This window comes from Paenibacillus pseudetheri (assembly GCF_924513355.1).
GTDB classification, from domain to species: domain Bacteria; phylum Bacillota; class Bacilli; order Paenibacillales; family Paenibacillaceae; genus Paenibacillus_AQ; species Paenibacillus_AQ pseudetheri.
Window position 1 is genome coordinate 210878 of sequence record NZ_CAKMAB010000003.1, and the last position, 17572, is coordinate 228449.

The following is a 17572-nucleotide window of genomic DNA, read 5'->3' on the forward strand; positions in this document are numbered from 1 at the left end:
CACCTTCGTTTGATTCATTCCATAAGAATCGAGTCCGGAGCTTTTATTGCGTAGCGCTAGATGTAAATCCCGATACCGATTTAGCGATTGCTTTATATCCCTCTGGCAGATAAGTGACAACAGATGCTTTTGAGATCACCTGTGCGTACATTTTTCCTGGTTCAGGAGCAGTCACATTAAAATAAATCACAGCGGTCTTGTCTTTGCCAAATTCGATTCGCTCAATCACTAGTCCATATCCCGAATGCGGTAAGTTGTTAACGGTCAACGTAGCCTTGTTTACTCCTTCACCCGCTTTGGTTAGTGTAACCTCAGTCTCATAGGTTGGAGTAGTAGGGTTGCCATTAGACACAATTACGCGTTTGGCAAAAGCAGCTGCATCGTAGGTCATAGCGGCTGCTTCCGAGCGGGTAATGGCATCATTTGGCCGGAAATTACCGTTCTTATCGAGTGTGGCGATATGTGTATTTAGCAGGATCTGGAGACTATTAATAACCTCTGTAGAAAGTTTATCGCCATCCTTAATGTCTACATACATCAATGTAACCGGGAAGTTACCTTTACTTTGCAGTGCTTGCGTCAATAAGTGAGCGAACTGAGCACGGGTGATGGTTCCGTTAGGATCCACTGTCCGATCAAGTGAAAGACCATTTTGCTTGGCAGTCAGGAAGGCTGATGCATACCAGGATTTGTCGTTCACCTTATCAAAATAATCACTAGCTTTGGATGAGTTGTTACCCGCCTCTGGTTTCGGAGACAGATTCAGACCACCAACGATGAACTGAATACCTTGAGCAAAGCTTACTTTAGATTTAGGCGCGAACTTATCTTTGTCTACTCCATTTATAATCCCCTCTTTATGCAGGGAGTTGATTTTTGCTTCCGCAGGATCACCTTTCAAATCCGAAAAAGCAAAAGCTGATGCTCCAAATGACAGGCTTGCTGCTAGAATACCGCAGGCTATCGTCATTGTTTTGACATTACTCATGAATAATGATTTCTTCATTATGCGTCACCTCCATACTCTTAGATGGTAGATTAGACCAAAATGTTGCAGGTAATTTAAAATATTATTATAAAGATTCAAGTAAAACGTTATCCGTGAAGGAGTGACTCGGCACCATCTACATTAATCTCGGTTCCTGTGACATGGAAAGACTCATCCGAGGCGAGAAATAATACTAGATTGGCCACTTGTTCAGGTTTACCGGGCGCATCTTCCAGTGGATGATTGCCTTTCGGAAATTCAACAGGAATCTTCACTTCTTGAAGATCATCGTTCTTATCCGTATTATCCCCAATTTGAGTGTCAACCGATCCAGGACAGACCGCATTAACGTGGATACCGTATTGCGCCAGCTCTAACGCCGCCATTTTCTTTCATATGTGGGATGGCATATTTTACTGTGGCAAAGGTACTGCGTAGGTTGGTTGTCTGGTCCAAGCATATATACCTTAGCTCCGTGCTGGGCAAACCGTATGGCTGTAGCTTTTCCAATGCCGGAGCCTGCGCCTGTGACTACTGCAACTTTACCCTGCAAACGTTGATCTGTCATGATGAATTTCCTCCTTGGCGTTAGATGTCTTATTAGTAATTACATACCCGGCGTAGCTGCATTTAACCAATTTAGCAGGAGGGTGGAACAACAAGGAGGGATGTATTACTATGAGACATAAGGATGTGTTCAATATAAATTTAGATCAATCTAGCTCATGATAGGGGAACTATAGATGATTCAGCAGCAGGGAGCGGAACGGATTAATGTGGGGATATTTGCCCATGTGGATGCCGGGAAGACGACAACAACGGAGCATATTTTGTATGAAAGTGGTCGCATTCGAGCGCTCGGCAGCGTAGACAGTGGGACGGCATTGACGGATTCTATGGATGTGGAGCGGCAACGAGGGATATCCGTTCGGGCGGCACTGGCTTCTTTTGAATGGAAAGGCGTGCAGATCAACCTCGTTGATACACCGGGACACGTTGATTTTCTGTCAGAGGTTGAACGGTCTTTGCGGGTGATGGATTGTGCGGTGCTAATTTTGTCGGCGGTAGAGGGTGTGCAGGCTCAAAGTGAGATGATCTGGAACGCGCTGAGGAAGCTGGGAATACCGACGCTTATTTTTATGAACAAAATGGATCGTGTAGGTGCAGACCCTGAGGCTGTGCTGGCACAAGCGAGAAATTATTTATCTAGTGAGATCATTCCTGTTCAGCAACCGATAGGCAAAGAGCAGGAGTACATAGAAGCTATAGATCTATGGGGAAGTGATGTTGATCCTGCTGCACAGACTGAATTGTTGGAGGCATTGGCTGAGCGGGACGAAGACCTGCTAGAGACGTATATGTCAGGCAGTTCGATTGATCTTGCAGCTTGGAAAAAATATATGAAGACAGCTTCCGCTTCAGGACGCTTTTTCCCAATGGTTTATGGTGTTGCCGCCAAGGGGCTTGGCATTACTGCATTGCTGGACGCGATGGTTGAGTATTTTCCGCCAGCTAGTGGCAATGTTGAGGGTCCGGTGTCAGGCATTGTCTACAATATTCAGCGTGATAAAAGCATGGGGCGAATGGCGTTTGTCCGCCTTTATGAAGGAACGATCCGTAACCGCGAAACGGTGATGAACTACACGCAGGATATTCAGGGAAAAGTGACCCAGATCCGCAAGGTCGAGGGAGGTCGTACTGAGGATGTCGGAGCGCTTGAAGCGGGGGATATCGCTGTAATCTATGGTCTTTCAGGCGTACGGATCGGAGATGTACTCGGCCATCCGGAGGCGATTCCGGCGGAAGCGAAGCTGGCTGTACCGCTGCTGACGGTGCGCGTATTCTGGGGAACCGATATGGATGACCATAAGGTTATCGGAGCATTGCAGGAGCTGGCGGATGAAGACCCGCTCTTAGATGCACAGTGGCTGCAGGATGAGCGGGAGCTGCATATCAAAGTAATGGGACCTATTCAGCTGGAAATTCTGAACAGTGTTCTGGAGGAACGGTATGGCCTTAAGGTTACCTTCGGTCAGCCTTCTGTCATTTATAAAGAAACACCAGCCTCTGGTGGGGAAGGCTTTATCGCTTATACGATGCCGAAGCCGTGCTGGGCAATTCTGCGGTTTCAGATTGAGCCCGGACCTCCTGGCAGTGGTTTAGTTTATGATTCAGTAGTGCGGAGTTCCGATCTGCTGCCGCAATATCAGAGCGAGACCGCACGCCGTGTACCAGAAGCCTTGCTACAGGGCTTGTACGGCTGGGAGGTTACCGATTTGAAAGTGACCTTGATCGAGGGACAGCATCATGTATGGCATACCCATCCGCTGGATTTTGCCGTAGCGACTCCTATGGGGATTATGGATGGACTCGCGCGGGCAGGTACTAAGCTGTTGGAACCCATTCTACAGGTTCGCATCGTAGTTCCTGAGGAGAATGGCGGCCGTGTGATGAACGACCTCGTGCAGATGCGCGGCACGTTCGAGCCGCCTGTACTGCAAGGCGAGCGGATGATCATCGAAGGGCGTTTGCCGCTGGCAACGTCGCTTGATTATCCCGTTACTTTAAGCTCCTATACGAAGGGGCGTAGCACGTTCACTTCTTTTTTTGCAGGCTATGAAGAATGTCCTCCAGACGTATCTGCAGAGCGCACCCGCCGGGGGGTGAACCCGCTGGATCAAGCGAAATATATATTAAGCGTGCGGAAGGCGTTGCAGGGATAAGATGAGAAAGAATTTACAGGCAGAGTGAAAGAACTAAGGAGAGTGGCAGCGATGTTAGTACTAAGATATACTCAGAAATTATTAAAAGATATGAAAGTAGCTCCAGTAGAAGTGGAGGATATCCCTACGTTTTTTAGTTGGCATGTGAATATTATGCAGCTCAGAAAAAAACATATTTTATTCGTGCATGATGCAAGTCGGTTATGTATATTGCTGGATGGAATAAGAAGTGGCCAAGCTGATAAACTGGTAGAGAAATTCAGAACAGAACTTAAGGAATATTTGTTGCAGGAGGGTTTCAAGAAGCAACTTATTAATCAGTATTTATTAGAGGCCGGAGAAATAGCTATATCTCGTACAAACAACAAAAGTGTTCTTGGAACCATGAATGAAATAACACTATACAGTTCGGTAGCTCAAAGTGATTTCAACAGCTTGTTGGAGCGGAATAAGTGGCTGAACACTATTATATATAAACCCATTGACTATAATGAGCCAATTCATGTCTTCAGAGAATCCTTAAATAGTTATTATTCATAGGTGAGTAATGTCAATGTCAATGTCAATGATGGACTAGCTGAAGCTTTTAACGAAAATCTAAAGGGGGGTTATAATTTGAAGATAAGAAAAGCAACCTTTACTGATATAGACGGGATCGCCTTCGTCCACGCTACGAGTTGGAAAACTACGTATAAAGGGCTAATATCGGACGAGTTTCTTGATAGTATTACCGTGGAAGCTAGAAAGAAGCGTTGGATTCTGAATTTTGAAAATCCCCATAAAGACGAGGTAATGTATGTAGCTGAAAATGAGGCGGGGACGATTATTGGATTTGGAAATGGAGGAGCTCGAAGAGAGGCAGATATGTACGATGCAGAGCTATACGCACTTTATTTGCTTAAGGAATACCAAGGGCAAGGCCTAGGGAAGCTGCTCATAAGAAGTGTAGCACAGCATTTAATGGAGAAAAGTTATAGCTCGTTTATGACCTGGGTGCTGGTAGGCAATCCGGCGATTCATTTCTACCACAAAGTGGGTGGTGAATCTGTTGCGATGAAGGAAGTGAAAATTGGAAATGAGATCGTTGAAGAGATCATGATCGGGTGGAGAGATATTGGGGTTGTAGGTAGATAAGCCAGCAAAATATAAGGGATTTTTAGCTCGTATGATCATCCACCCTCTAAAATTTCAGTATTGAGAGACAACGGAAGCAATGTGTAGAAGCTTTTAACTGTATTTTATACAACTAAAATCTATAGAATGACTTGCCAAAGGATATAATTGTATTTCGTGCATCTATTTTTGTGATTTATGACTCTATGGGTGAATTCATTAGTTTTTAAGTGTATAGACTACAATTAAAATCATGATGATCCCACTTACATACGGAATAAGTGTATGAAATGCAGTTATTTTACAGTTTTAATTTAGTTCTGCTCAAAAGCTACACAGAGAAGAAGAAAAATTATTTATGAATTTTTTTTGCTGAAAAATAAGGTGGTTTAAAGGTAGGGAGAGCGTGAACGATAAACAAGCACGTTTATTTCGTATAGAGCAATTGAAAAAAAGAATAAAAATAGAAATCCCATCAGGATCTCTATACAGTGAGTGTATCGAAGCTTTAGGTCCTAATACAAGAGTTTATAGTTCGGAAAAGTCGTCTGAAATTGTATCTTTGATGGAGAAAATGGTTAATTTCACACTGTGGGCGCGGATTGATTGGGAATCTATTGATCAAAAGAGATCCTTAAAGAAGCCGGAAGAACTGAAAGACATCGAACCTATTTTATTGAGAGACAACTACTTTGTGGTGTGGAATGAATTCAGTCTTCCGATAGTAGAAACTAATTTAGATAATATTATAAAAAACTTCAATGATGTAATTGCTGTTGGATTTGATACATGGATTGTAAATTTGGATAAAGGAATTTTTATTGAAAGTCATCACGAGGGGGATTTAACAATGGGTTGGATTACAACCTAAAATTTGAAGTGAAAGAGGGTGGGAATGACACCCCTCGCCTCCTTCAGTCCCCCTCAGACTCAGCCTTCTTCCGCGCCCGGAACCGCCGCACCTTCATGAGGTTGCCACATGCCTTATCATCGCAGTACCGTTTAGAACGGTTGCGTGTATCATCGTAATACACCCAGAGACAATCAGGATTATCGCAGATGCGGAATCTTGAGGGTTCTTTTTCAAGCAATGCCTCCGCAAAAGACGCCGCAATCTCCGCCAACACTTGTTCCCAACCGCTATGGAGTGGTAGTAGTGTAATCTTCGCTTGCTCGTTACTTTCCAATACAATTCGCCGCGTAACAGGGCCCTTGTCCATATAGACATTGAGCTGCTTCAGTATTTCTCCATACTCAGAGTTCCCTTGTACAATAGCCTGTACCCAGTCCCATAGTAGGGATCGAAGCTTCTTTAGCTGTTCCAGTTCTATCGTATTCGGCATCTGTGTTTCTAACAGTACATGCTTCTTCAGCCATTTCGCAATCCACTCCGGATCTTCGAGTTTGTCCCGATCCTTATTCTTATCCCCTGTTCGCCAATCCCGCCAGTAACTGTTAATGAAATCCTCCCACAACACGGTCTGTCCTCCTTTCCGCACAACTCTCGAATACAAAGATTGTAACAGTTAAAAATAAGATTAGCTAGTTACTTGAATGGCCGCTGGAAATATGCTACATTTCTTGTGTAACCACTATATGGTGATTTAAGTAGTTACATAATTCAGTTAGTATTAGGAGGTTGAACATGCAAAATAAAATCAGTGAGGTTCTGCTGCAAAATTGGGATTATTGCATGGATATCGAAGATTGGGCTCCGCCGTTAAGCGATGCACTGGAAGGTGTGGACAGTAAACAGGCACTTTGGAAGCCAGAGGGGAGTGCAATCAATTCCATCTGGGAGACGGTTAACCATCTAACATATTATAAGGTGCGTTTGCTGCGAAAGTTAAAAGGGTTGCCCAAACAACCTGATGCTGAAAGCAACGATGATACCTTCACTGTAACAACGGAAGGGGAAGAAGCATGGGCGAAAGCTGTTGCAGATCTGAAGGACGTGCATGCTGCTCTTAGAGAAATCATTGGGGCTTTGGAAGAAGGCGCATATGATTGGGGTGGTTCGGGTCATGCCCCAGGGGAAGAGGTAATGAGTCTTATCCTGCATGATTCATACCACACCGGACAAATTATAATGCTTCGTAAACTGCAAGGTTCCTGGGTTTCCAGCCGTAGTTTTAATTAGAACCTCTACTATAAAAATATAAGCCACACTCCTCTATACGGGTTTACCTGGTGCAGCGGTCGTGTGGCTTTTCTTTATTTTTAACCTTTTGGGGTGCTTCGATATTGAGTCGGCGAGCATCCCATTATTTTTTTGAACAATCTAGAAAAGTAGTAGGGGTCCTGCATCCCGATAGCACTAGCGATTTCTTTAATATGTAGATCGGTTAATGCTAGCAGTTGACTGGCACGCTGCATTTTGAGGCGCAGATAGAATTCAATCGGGGGGACCCCGGTTTCTTGATTAAATAGATAAATTAGATGCTGCTTCGATAACCCCATATGCTTCGCTACATCCGGGAGTGAAATGGAGCTGTTGATTTGATCCGTCATGTAGCGAATGGCTTGCTCAAGATAACGTTCATTCTTTTTATCTTGCTCAGAGTTCATGGTACTCAATCCCACGTGACTGATCAGATGACGAATGCACTGAGACACATAGATATGATTACGCATGGCATAAGGCTTATCCGATAACAGGGTATAACATCGTTCGAAATCCTCAATCCATTGGGTATGAAGGTTCAGTGTAAAAGTTAGTGGCTCTACATCCATGGCATAAGTTTGAATTAACGCAGCGGCATGTGTTCCTTTTAGATGCATCCAGTAGATCGTCCAGGAATTCTCATCCGAAGCACCATATCGATGGGGAGTTCCGGCAGGAATGACAGCTAATTGTCTTGATTTTATTTGGATCAGCTTATTGTGATGACTCTCCATCCACCCTTCACCCTGTACGCAATACATAAGAATATGCGAGTCACATCCTTGTGGTCGTTCTCGATAATGGTACTTCGCTCTTGGGAAGCAGCCAATGTCACTTATATAGAAGGAATTCGTTAACGGATTCTCCTGTAATTCATTCATCATGAAATCGGGCAGCACAAAAAGCTTCTGCTTATCGAAGCCATCCGGCTTTAGTGAGATATCTGTCATGATAAACCTCCTTTTATAAGAACATAATTTATTTGTCTGAAATAGCAACCTATTTATAAGGATTCAACTATTTTAAGGATAAGAATATTGTCCATCAGTTACAGATTATCGTCAATTGTTTAAAAGCGCATACAACGATAGATTAGAGCTATATCACGAAGGAGGAGAGAACGAAATGAGTATGAAAGAGCCTTCTGCAATCTTAACGAACAGCGTCCGCATATGGGAGGAAATGGTTGAAATCCCTACCTATGAAACCGGAGAGCCGGATAAAAATCCAATGTTCCTCGAGAAGCGAGTCTATCAAGGCAGTTCGGGGCGTGTGTATCCACATCCTGTGGTTGATAAAATTATGGATGAGAAAGAAATGAAATCATATCAGATGGTAATGCTCGAAAATGAATATATACGCATCGAGATCATGCCTGAAATTGGCGGTCGTATCTATCGTGCTCTGGACAAGACGAACAACTATGATTTTGTTTATTATAATCGCGTGATTAAACCTGCGCTTGTTGGTCTGACAGGACCATGGATTTCAGGTGGAATTGAATTTAACTGGCCGCAGCATCATCGTCCGAACACGTTCGGCCCTGTGGAGCATCTGATTACGGAGAATGAAGATGGCAGTGCAACCGTATGGGTGAGTGAAATTGACCGGATGTATGGAACGAAGGTCACAACGGGCTTCACGCTGCATCCTGGAAAAGCATATCTCGAAGTTACAGCACAGCTATACAACCGAACTTCGGAGCCGCAAACTTTCTTATGGTGGGCAAACCCTGCGGTTGCGGTCAATGATCAGACTCAATCGGTATTTCCACCGGATGTCACAGCCGTATTCGACCATGGTAAGCGTGATGTCTCCAGATTCCCTATTGCAACAGGAACGTATTACAAGATGGACTATTCCGAAGGCGTAGACATTTCGCGGTATAAAAATATTCCTGTTCCTACGTCATACATGGCGTACAAATCCGATTACAATTTCGTAGGCGGCTATGATCATGGTGTTGAAGCGGGTCTGCTTCACGTAGCGAATCACCATGTATCTCCGGGTAAAAAGCAGTGGACTTGGGGGAACGGCGAGTTTGGTCAAGCGTGGGACCGCAATTTAACCGATGAGGATGGACCCTATATTGAATTAATGACAGGGGTATTTACAGATAATCAACCCGATTTCACTTGGCTCCAGCCGTATGAAGAGAAGTCATTTACACAATATTTCATGCCATATAAGAACATCGGTGTTGTGAAGAATGCTTCTATTGATGCCGCCGTTAATCTTGAGGTGGATGAGACTTTACGGACTGCAACTGTTATGGCCTATGGAACTTCGGTATTCGAGGGAGCGGTTATTAAACTTAGAGGTCAGCATAGAACGTACGTGAAGGATACGGTTACGCTCTCTCCAGAATTAACCTATAAGTCCATCATTACGTTAGATGAAGTGGATCAGCTGCATCACTTAATCGTAACGGTATTTGATGTGAACGGAAACAGCCTCATATCATATCGTCCAGCGAAGCCTAGCATTGAACAGGTTCCAGATGCAGCCAAGCCACTTCCGCTACCGGAAGAAATAAAAAGCACAGAGCAGTTGTATTTGGCTGGAGTTCACCTGGAGCAATACCGTCATGCCACGTTCGAGCCAGAGCATTATTATGAAGAAGGCTTAAGAAGAGATGCATCCGATATTCGGCTTAATGTGGCATATGGAACGTTGCTGCTTCGTCGAGGATGGTTCAAGCAAGCAGAAAATCATTTCCATACGGCTATACAATCGCTGACTTGGCGTAATCCGAATCCATATGATAGTGAAGCGTACTATCAGCTTGGTGTAGTTCTCAGCCTGCAGGATCGTAAGGAAGAAGCATTTGATGCCTTTTACAAGGCGGTATGGTCTGCAGCATTCCAAGACAGTGGATACTTTGCATTGAGTCAAATTGCTTGTGAACGTGGGGCGCATGAAGAAGCGTTGGAGCTCGCAACTAGAGCTTTGGCACGTAACATAAGAAACTATAAATCAAGACATGTGAAAACAACACTTTTACGCAAGCTTGGACGTTACACTGAGGCGATTACATTCGCAGAGGAGACATTGAAACTAGATATTGCGGACTTCGGGGCAGCTTATGAGAGAGTGCTTACGCTTAAATTGCTAGGGCGTCAAGAGGAAGCAGCTGAGGCTCAGATGATGCTAGCACAGTTCATGCGAAATGATGTGCATAACTATTTAAATCTGGCTTCAGATTATGCAGGCAGTGGATTGTTCGCGGAAGCTGCACAGGTGTTAGAACAGATTCGTAGGGCATCGAATGAACCCGCTTATCCGATGGTGCATTACACATTGGCATATATATACGAGAAAATGGGCCGTGAGAAAGATGCGTCAATGCAGCGTCAGCTTGCTCAATCCGCATCTTCTGATTATTGCTTCCCGAATAGCTTGTTTGAGCTGCAGGTATTAGAAAGCGCGATTGCATGCAATCTCCTAGATAGTAAGGCTCATTATTATCTAGGGAATCTATTCTATGATAAAAAACGTGCCGACGATGCCATTCGTCATTGGGAGCAATCCGTCGCACTTGATGATCGTTTTCCCACTGTTCATCGTAACCTTGCACTTGCTTATTACAATAAGCGGAACGATGTTAAGGCTTCCTTGCAGTCACTTGAACAAGCTTTCCAGTGCAATACGAATGATGCGAGAGTATTCTACGAGCTGGACCAATTGCATAAGAAGATGGGTGTTTCTGCTCAGGAGCGTATGGTAAGACTGCAACGGCATATGGAGCTTGTGGAGAAGCGGGATGATCTATACCTTGAATATGTGACGCTACTGAATTTGCTTAGCAAGTATGAAGAGGCTTTGTCTATTCTATTACGACGTCAATTCCATCCATGGGAAGGCGGCGAAGGGAGAGCCACGGGACAATATGTCTTGGCGCTTGTTGAACTGAGCAAGCAGGCGAATCAGGAAGGGCAATATGAAGAGGCTATCTTATTATTAACACGTGCGCTTCATTATCCAGAAAATTTAGGTGAAGATAAGCTCAATGGTGCGCAAGAGAATAATGTGTATTATGAGCTTGGTATGGCTTATAACGGATTAGGCAAGACGGTGGAAGCAGCACGGTACTGGGCGATTGCGTCACAAGGCTTGGAGGAACCAGCCAGCGCGATGTACTATAACGATCAGCCGCCAGAAATGATCTTCTATCAGGGCTTAGCATGGGTACAGCTTAATCATCCGAAGGAAGCGAGCCGGCGTTTTAATAAGCTGATCGATTTCGCAGAAAGACATCTCTTTGATGATGTGAAAATTGACTATTTTGCCGTATCCTTGCCTGATTTCCTCGTGTTCGAGGACGATCTGAATAGACGTAATCAGATTCATTGCTTGTTCATGATGGGTTTAGGCTTATTAGGCTTAGGGAAAATGGCAGAAGCGAAAGAACGATTTCAAGAAGCGTTGCACTTGGAACCGAACCATCAGGGAGCTCGAATTCACAAGGCGATGTGCTTGGAATCGTAAAAGAAATAAAGCAGCTTCATAATGCTAAACGCTAACTGGTCCGATTTGGAATTTGTTTCAACTCTGAAAGCCCCGGGTTAATGGAGACTATCTACCAGCCTATATTCGAAAGGAGAGATTGATGATGGAACCGGGCTATAAAGATAGAAGCGTTGAAGTGGAGCATACAGAGGTACAACGGAAATCGGATTCCAGTGTTGTCGCATCTTCCTTTATTAAATATGCTGCATATATCATTATTTTTTTTGGAGCACTCTTCTTCTTGGTCAGATATGTATTCCCCATGTTCTAATTGGGATTCTAACGAATCCTATACAAAAATCCATCCCCTATAAGAAGCGGGATGGATTTTTGAATTTCAACGAATCCTATAAATTTCTTTGGATGAAATCCGGTGATTCCGCAGAATTACGATAAAAGAACCAGCACTCGTTCAGCAGCTTGATCTGACGGCGGTCTTTTTTGTAATAAGCTTTCATCAGTTGATGGCAGAGCCACTGTGGCAAGGGTATCACTCCTCTAACTGCTTACGTAAGTTAGCATATGGAGAAATGAGCCTAAAGGTGACGATTTACAGAATGCTTTCTGCTTCCTCTTCGTACCACTGCTCTAATTGAGCTTGCAGCGCCCGAATCTCGGTCAGCAGGGAGATAAGTGGATAGTTCTTCTGCTCCTGTACAGAGGCAAAGGCCTGTTCCAATCTATTGATATAATCCAGACCGGACTCCAAGGAGTAGTCCTCGCGCAGCAGATCCAGTGAATCACACTCAGCAATGGCTAAGGGCAGATCTGGTACATTATCGGCAGTCAGCTTGTCGATTTCTTTGTTTAGACGTAAATTGAGCGCACTCAGCTGGTACGCATATTCCTCGGGCATTTCCACGAATTGCAATTCTTGATGTTGCTGCAAAATTACATACCGCATTTTCGGCATTGGTCATTCTCCCTCCGTACTTGTCTTCCTTCTTGACAGTTTAGCCTATGCACAAGTTACAATTCAAGTAGAGATCTTAATTCCCGTGGAAAGGACTTGTGATAGAACGCTATGGAAACGATGAGCAACGAAGAGCTGCAGCTGTGGATTGAGCAGGTATCACGGGACAGCTTTGGTGTACCCTTTAGGCACAAGGCAAGCTTTAACAGCCGATTATCTTCAACAGGCGGTCGATATTTTACCAAGAGCCATAATATAGAGATTAATCCCCATCAGCTTGCTATGTTCGGTAGAGAAGAGACGGAGAAGATTATAAAACACGAGCTCTGCCATTATCATCTGCATTTGGCGAAGCGAGGGTATATGCATCGTGACACTGATTTCAAAAGACTGCTGGCACAAGTCGGCGGGAGTCGCTACTGTCAGACATTGCCGGGTGCGAAAGCTCGAAAGTCACTACCTTACCGGTACAAGCTGATCTGTACAGCATGTGCTATGGAGTATCCGCGTAAGCGAAAAGTAGACCCAAAGCGCTACCGCTGCGGCAAATGTTCGGGTAAGCTGAAGCTGCTAGCGCTGGAAGTCCAGTAAATAGAACAGCATGTTATTTTATAACCAAACCCATTAATCCAACAAAGGAAACAGCTTGCTGAGGCGAAATGATACATCCCTCCAAATCTTGTATATCCACGATCAAGCCACTAAACTCGCAGTCACTAAGATCGATCCCGCTAAGCTTTGATCCTGACAATGTGGCTTGATCAATATTACATTCGCTGAAGCTGACTTTCTGGAAATTCGATTGGTAGTAATCAGAGCTCATCAATGAACTATTCTCAAAAGCAACCTGCTTCAGATTAGCCATTCGAAATGTTGCGAAATCCCCGATACAATCTACCACGCGAACATTCTGGAATCTACCTCTTGTGAAGTCCGTACCGATGAGCTTGCAGTTCCTGAATTCGGTTCGATGAATAATTGCATTCGTAAAATCCACATTGGATAGATCGCATCGCTCAAAAATTACATCCATCAGTTCAATCCCAGTTAAGGACGACTCGATAATTGTAACATTTTTAAAAACCACTTGATCAAAGCTCACTTTATTAGCCTCTTGATTATCAATAACTGTATCGCTTATGCTGCAACGACTGAATTCATCTTTGGTTTGTAGCGAGTATATTTGCTCAGGGAGTAGAGCCTCTGGATCTGATATTTTTGGTGAATCCATTTTGAATTTCATATGTACCTCCATTGAATGAATGCTCGTTTCTAATTAAATTAACTATCTTAGGGTTCAGCAGATTTGTCAATTTTCAGTAAGCCTCCGACACGGCGGCTCGCTCCCAATGGATCGTCCAAGATGTAAACGGACGTAAACGCATAATGAATGTTCAGACCAAACAATATCTTTCTTTAAATGAAGCAGACCAGGCCGTTTTGTTAGCTTCTGGGGAAACAGAACGTTCCCAGTGGACGCTCGAAGAGAAGTTAGGCTACAATCTCCTGCTAAGTGAGGATAAAACAACCTATCTCACTCACGATGCATCAGCTGTTCAACTTGGTTCTGCTGTGGGAACAGATAGCATTCTTTGAAGCTTCTTGCCGATCCCTACTGATGCAATTTAAACAGGAGGAGAAGCATTCCAAGGGATCGTGTTATACGGTTTGCAGTCAATGCTCAGCAAGCCGGTAAATATGATGCTGTTGTTCGTTACAAGAATACTTCCAGTGATGTAACAGATCTGTTGCTTGAGGTGAACGGCCTGAAGGAATCAGATAAAGTTAACGTGGTCAAGTCTTCCTCTTGGAAGACTGTACAGGTGAAGCTGCAGCTGCGTGCAGGAATCAACACCGTTTCTCTAAGCAATGACAATATCGATTGGAACAAAGTAAGCATTGATAGCCTGACAGTAAAAAAATAGCGTGAGCAAAGTTTACCGCGGAGCAACAGTTCCTTACATCAGCTATGAAGCTGAGGATGCAGTGACTAACGGAACACTAATTGGTCCGTGCCGACATGTGGTATACCGTTCTGAATGGAGCCAAATTCTACGGCCACGGTGGCAAGATCGGTGTTTATGATCTATTGATCGAAGGTGGTATTAATGTTCGGGACGATGAAGCGTTCACTAACGCCTTCCATGGTGCTTTTGGCCAATGCTCGGTCATTCAGAACGTATGGATTGAACATACCAAAGCAGGCTTGTGGTTAACACAACCTATTGGTGAGAAGGCTCGTACGAATGGTCTGTAATATGGCAGGTCTTCGAATCCGCAATCTGATGGCGGACGGAATTAACTTTGCAGCCGTTCCAAGGAACGACTATTGTTGAGCGGAATACATTGCTTCGCACAGGCAGTTATGATTCGGGCTACGGGTTAAACCTCGGTGCGTTATGGCAGTACGCTGGTGAGAGTAACCTAAAAGGAAAAGTACTCATCCGTAACAATACGGCGCTCGATAGCACCTTTTTCTGGCCTGACTGCCCACGGTAATCTGGAGGGAAATGCCCTCACGACGATTGAGAGAGTTGTTCTAACGAATAATGTATTAGACGGTGCAGGTACGAGCGGTATAGAAGTAACGAAAAATCTGAAAGGCAACCTGCTCGTTGACAACTTGATTATTCGTGGTGAAAGGATGAACCTCTAGCAGATGGACAGAACGGACCTGTTGTACTAGAACAAGGAAAGTCAGCTATTCTTCAGGTGTTGGACAAAGAAGGAGCGGATATTACTACACAGGCTCAGGCCAATCTCTTTCCAATCTCAATGTATTCTGTTTCAAGGTCTAACTATAATTAATTGTAGCAGAAGATATCTGAAAGAAAGGAGGGCTTACGATGAAAATACAGCATATTCGCAACGCGACCCTATGAATGGAGTATGGGAAGATGGAGAATGGTGTTACGTATAAACTATAGGGGGAGTAATCCCTTTCTAAATCTAGCCACAGGCAGAAAAAATACTTGAATTTGAAAACGATCACAAAAATTATTTTACCCGCTTGACTAGACCTTCAAATCATGATAAATTAATTCATGTTCACTTCTAATTTACTTCTAATGTTCCCTGATAGCTCAGTTGGTAGAGCACTCGACTGTTAATCGAGTTGTCACAGGTTCGAGTCCTGTTCGGGGAGCCATTTTTATGGAGAGATACCCAAGTGGCTATAAGGGGACCCTCTGCTAAGGGGTTAGACTGCGTAAGCGGTGCGTGGGTTCGAATCCCACTCTCTCCGTTCTGAATTACATAAGAAGAGCTTCCATTATGGGAGCTCTTTTTTTGTTGTGTAAAATTATTTTGCAGTGGCTAAATGCAACTGGAATTAAGAAACTACCAGAGGGCAGATCACTTTAAGAAGTGATTTGTCTTTTTTAATCTGAATTATCAGTGAACATATTCTATATTTTGGAAGGTAAATAGAGTGAGTAAGGCGAATGTTTACTCGTTAAGTCTTATGAATCCAGTTGTAGCAGCTAACGCAGCATTCATATTACTGAAAAAAATTTAACGGAGGGAACATGAAAACTATAAATCAATTACAAACTAAACCTTCAAGTAGATATGATAGTTTTGATCCGGATCAAGAAGGAAATAAAAATACCAAATTTGCTGACATAATCATTGATGGCAGGTCTCTTTATCAAATGCTGAAAAGGCATGATATGGTTCCGTCCCTTGGTTGGGGCAGTGAAGAGCATCAAAGAAAAATGATTAACTATTTTTTATTAAACCAAATGCACGAATATTTGTACTACAGATATCCCATATTAGTTTGCCCTTGGTGTGGAGATGAGGAGTGTGGCTTTATATCCGTATTTATTGAGAAAGAAGAGGATCTTATCATATGGAGAGATTTCAAACGGGAACCCAGCAATAAAGTTATTGATGTTGGGCCTTTTTATTTTAAATCGGACGAGTACGAAAAAGTTATAAATGAGACATTTGGGATTGCGGGGATTCAATGAAAGAGAAAAACCATCAGGAGGAACATATGTCGATTAATCCTAAGATTCTTTATAGCACTAATAAAGAAACAGATCACGTCAGAAAAAACTTATTGAATTCAACTCTAAACAAGTACCACCAAATGGCATCTATGAGGAGGTAAATTTATGCTTGAAGGATGATAACGGAGATATTGTTGCCGGTATCAAGAGTGCGATATGTTGGAATTGGATGGAGATTAGTATTTTGTGGGTGGACGATAACTATCGTAGTCAAGGTTACGGGAAAAGATTATTGGAAGAAGCAGAGAAAGTTGCTAGAGCAAAGAAATGTACTTTTATCAAATTAGATACATTCAGTTTTCAAGCGCCCGAATTTTATAAGAAGTATGGATACAAAGTAATTGCAACTATCGAAGATGCCCCGCTTGGAAGTAAACACTTTTACTACAAGAAGGATCTTAGCTATGAGTAAGGTGGTTTGAGGAAGGTATTACGGCACCTAGAATTACGTTCTTGCGTCGTCTCGAGCTAGAACCTGCTAAGCACGAAAACCACATAAACAAAAAAACAAAGCCAAAGGGGCGTAGCTAACTATGGAGCTTTTCAAACAAATACCCTTATACAGATTTTTGGCATTATGTAATGAAAGTGGCATGGAAAAGAGTATATTAGATTGTGGGGCAGGAGGGGATACGCCTCCACTAAGTTTGTTTGCGAATTATGGATATAGTACATACGGAACAGAGATGAATGTTGAACAAATGAACAGAGCTAATCAGTTCGCAGCAGAAAGAGGGCAGAATTTAAACATACATCAGGGTGACATGAGACAGTTGGCAATAAACGATGAGTCGATGAGTTTTGTGTATTCGTATAATTCTATTTTTCATATGAAAAAACAAGATGTGAAAGAAGCAATAAATGAATTGAAACGGGTGCTAAAACCTGGTGGGTTATTATTTGTGAATTTTTTAACCCTTAAGGATTTTCGAGTCGGTGACGGAGTTGATTTAGGAGAACATCAGTATGAGCAAATTGAAGATGATGAATTAGTAATTCACTCTTATTATGATTATGATGAGGCGGATTCTATGTTTTCTGATATGGAATTAATATATAAAGAAGATCGAGTGCTTGAAAGAAAGTTTGAAGGCGAATGGATACGACAAGGATTTATCGATTACATATATAAAAAATAGCAAACAA

21 protein-coding genes, 2 tRNA genes and 1 pseudogene are annotated in these 17572 nt (G+C 43.2%); 17 read left to right on the plus strand and 7 right to left on the minus strand.

Annotated features, from left to right (window positions below; translation table 11 throughout):
* Positions 1-43: 43 nt before the first annotated feature.
* Both L1028_RS03810 and L1028_RS03815 read right to left on the minus strand, forming a co-directional pair.
* Positions 44-1006 (minus strand): S-layer homology domain-containing protein, encoded by a 963-nt coding sequence (locus tag L1028_RS03810; RefSeq protein WP_234531482.1) that lies wholly within the window; start codon positions 1004-1006, stop codon positions 44-46.
* Between the two features lie 89 nt (positions 1007-1095).
* A pseudogene (locus L1028_RS03815) lies at positions 1096-1556 on the minus strand (SDR family oxidoreductase).
* Between the two features lie 175 nt (positions 1557-1731).
* Here L1028_RS03815 and L1028_RS03820 point away from each other — a divergent pair.
* The 4 genes from L1028_RS03820 (at position 1732) to L1028_RS03835 (ending at position 5695) form a co-directional block, all read left to right on the plus strand.
* Positions 1732-3711: a GTP-binding protein gene (locus L1028_RS03820; RefSeq protein WP_234531483.1), complete on the plus strand. Its 1980-nt coding sequence runs from the start codon at positions 1732-1734 to the stop codon at positions 3709-3711.
* Positions 3712-3762: 51 nt separating this feature from the next.
* Positions 3763-4251, plus strand: coding sequence for a DUF6933 domain-containing protein (locus L1028_RS03825; RefSeq protein WP_234531484.1), 489 nt, complete (start codon positions 3763-3765; stop codon positions 4249-4251).
* 75 nt (positions 4252-4326) lie between these two features.
* The gene (locus tag L1028_RS03830) at positions 4327-4845 is read left to right on the plus strand and encodes a GNAT family N-acetyltransferase (RefSeq protein WP_234531485.1); all 519 of its coding nucleotides are present in this window, start codon (positions 4327-4329) and stop codon (positions 4843-4845) included.
* A 385-nt stretch (positions 4846-5230) separates the two neighbouring features.
* Entirely contained in the window at positions 5231-5695 is a 465-nt protein-coding gene (locus L1028_RS03835; protein WP_234531486.1) for a CDI toxin immunity protein, read from the plus strand.
* A 43-nt stretch (positions 5696-5738) separates the two neighbouring features.
* Here L1028_RS03835 and L1028_RS03840 read toward each other — a convergent pair whose 3' ends face one another.
* Complete coding sequence (locus L1028_RS03840) at positions 5739-6302, minus strand: CGNR zinc finger domain-containing protein (RefSeq protein ID WP_234531488.1); 564 nt, start codon at positions 6300-6302, stop codon at positions 5739-5741.
* A gap of 167 nt (positions 6303-6469) precedes the next feature.
* Between L1028_RS03840 and L1028_RS03845 the strand changes: the two genes are divergently transcribed.
* Entirely contained in the window at positions 6470-6964 is a 495-nt protein-coding gene (locus L1028_RS03845; RefSeq protein ID WP_234531490.1) for a DinB family protein, read from the plus strand.
* Between the two features lie 80 nt (positions 6965-7044).
* Here L1028_RS03845 and L1028_RS03850 read toward each other — a convergent pair whose 3' ends face one another.
* Positions 7045-7938: an AraC family transcriptional regulator gene (locus L1028_RS03850; protein WP_234531493.1), complete on the minus strand. Its 894-nt coding sequence runs from the start codon at positions 7936-7938 to the stop codon at positions 7045-7047.
* Between the two features lie 175 nt (positions 7939-8113).
* On the opposite strand from L1028_RS03850, the gene L1028_RS03855 reads away from it, so the two are divergent.
* Positions 8114-11476: a DUF5107 domain-containing protein gene (locus tag L1028_RS03855; protein WP_234531495.1), complete on the plus strand. Its 3363-nt coding sequence runs from the start codon at positions 8114-8116 to the stop codon at positions 11474-11476.
* Positions 11477-11597: 121 nt separating this feature from the next.
* Positions 11598-11768, plus strand: coding sequence for a hypothetical protein (locus tag L1028_RS03860; RefSeq protein WP_234531497.1), 171 nt, complete (start codon positions 11598-11600; stop codon positions 11766-11768).
* Positions 11769-11844: 76 nt separating this feature from the next.
* On the opposite strand, the gene cmpA is transcribed toward L1028_RS03860, so the two are convergent.
* Positions 11845-11982, minus strand: a complete 138-nt coding sequence (gene cmpA / locus L1028_RS03865) for a cortex morphogenetic protein CmpA (protein WP_234531500.1) — start codon at positions 11980-11982, stop codon at positions 11845-11847.
* 65 nt (positions 11983-12047) lie between these two features.
* Complete coding sequence (locus L1028_RS03870) at positions 12048-12410, minus strand: hypothetical protein (RefSeq protein ID WP_042124766.1); 363 nt, start codon at positions 12408-12410, stop codon at positions 12048-12050.
* 120 nt (positions 12411-12530) lie between these two features.
* Here L1028_RS03870 and L1028_RS03875 point away from each other — a divergent pair, with 120 nt between their 5' ends.
* Positions 12531-13001: a SprT family protein gene (locus L1028_RS03875; protein ID WP_081382729.1), complete on the plus strand. Its 471-nt coding sequence runs from the start codon at positions 12531-12533 to the stop codon at positions 12999-13001.
* Positions 13002-13014: 13 nt separating this feature from the next.
* Here the strand turns inward: L1028_RS03875 and L1028_RS03880 are convergent, their stop codons facing one another.
* Entirely contained in the window at positions 13015-13653 is a 639-nt protein-coding gene (locus L1028_RS03880) for a pentapeptide repeat-containing protein (protein ID WP_234531502.1), read from the minus strand.
* Positions 13654-13796: 143 nt separating this feature from the next.
* Here L1028_RS03880 and L1028_RS03885 point away from each other — a divergent pair, with 143 nt between their 5' ends.
* The 9 genes from L1028_RS03885 to L1028_RS03925 all read left to right on the plus strand — a co-directional run bounded on the left by L1028_RS03885 (position 13797) and on the right by L1028_RS03925 (position 17565).
* Positions 13797-14006, plus strand: a complete 210-nt coding sequence (locus L1028_RS03885) for a hypothetical protein (protein ID WP_234531504.1) — start codon at positions 13797-13799, stop codon at positions 14004-14006.
* 161 nt (positions 14007-14167) lie between these two features.
* A complete protein-coding gene (locus L1028_RS31605) occupies positions 14168-14335 on the plus strand; it encodes a carbohydrate-binding protein (protein WP_423803006.1) in 168 nt (55 codons plus the stop codon).
* Positions 14336-14430: 95 nt separating this feature from the next.
* Positions 14431-14667, plus strand: a complete 237-nt coding sequence (locus L1028_RS03895) for a hypothetical protein (RefSeq protein WP_234531507.1) — start codon at positions 14431-14433, stop codon at positions 14665-14667.
* 47 nt (positions 14668-14714) lie between these two features.
* A complete protein-coding gene (locus L1028_RS03900) occupies positions 14715-14909 on the plus strand; it encodes a hypothetical protein (protein WP_234531509.1) in 195 nt (64 codons plus the stop codon).
* 573 nt (positions 14910-15482) lie between these two features.
* Positions 15483-15558, plus strand: a tRNA-Asn gene (locus tag L1028_RS03905).
* 7 nt (positions 15559-15565) lie between these two features.
* A tRNA-Ser gene (locus tag L1028_RS03910) sits at positions 15566-15654 on the plus strand.
* 283 nt (positions 15655-15937) lie between these two features.
* A complete protein-coding gene (locus L1028_RS03915; RefSeq protein WP_234531510.1) occupies positions 15938-16384 on the plus strand; it encodes an oxidoreductase in 447 nt (148 codons plus the stop codon).
* A 151-nt stretch (positions 16385-16535) separates the two neighbouring features.
* Positions 16536-16838 carry a GNAT family N-acetyltransferase gene (locus L1028_RS03920; RefSeq protein WP_423803007.1) on the plus strand — a complete coding sequence of 101 codons (303 nt, stop codon included), beginning with the start codon at positions 16536-16538 and terminating at the stop codon, positions 16836-16838.
* A 121-nt stretch (positions 16839-16959) separates the two neighbouring features.
* Complete coding sequence (locus tag L1028_RS03925; RefSeq protein WP_234531512.1) at positions 16960-17565, plus strand: class I SAM-dependent methyltransferase; 606 nt, start codon at positions 16960-16962, stop codon at positions 17563-17565.
* Positions 17566-17572 lie beyond the last annotated feature (7 nt).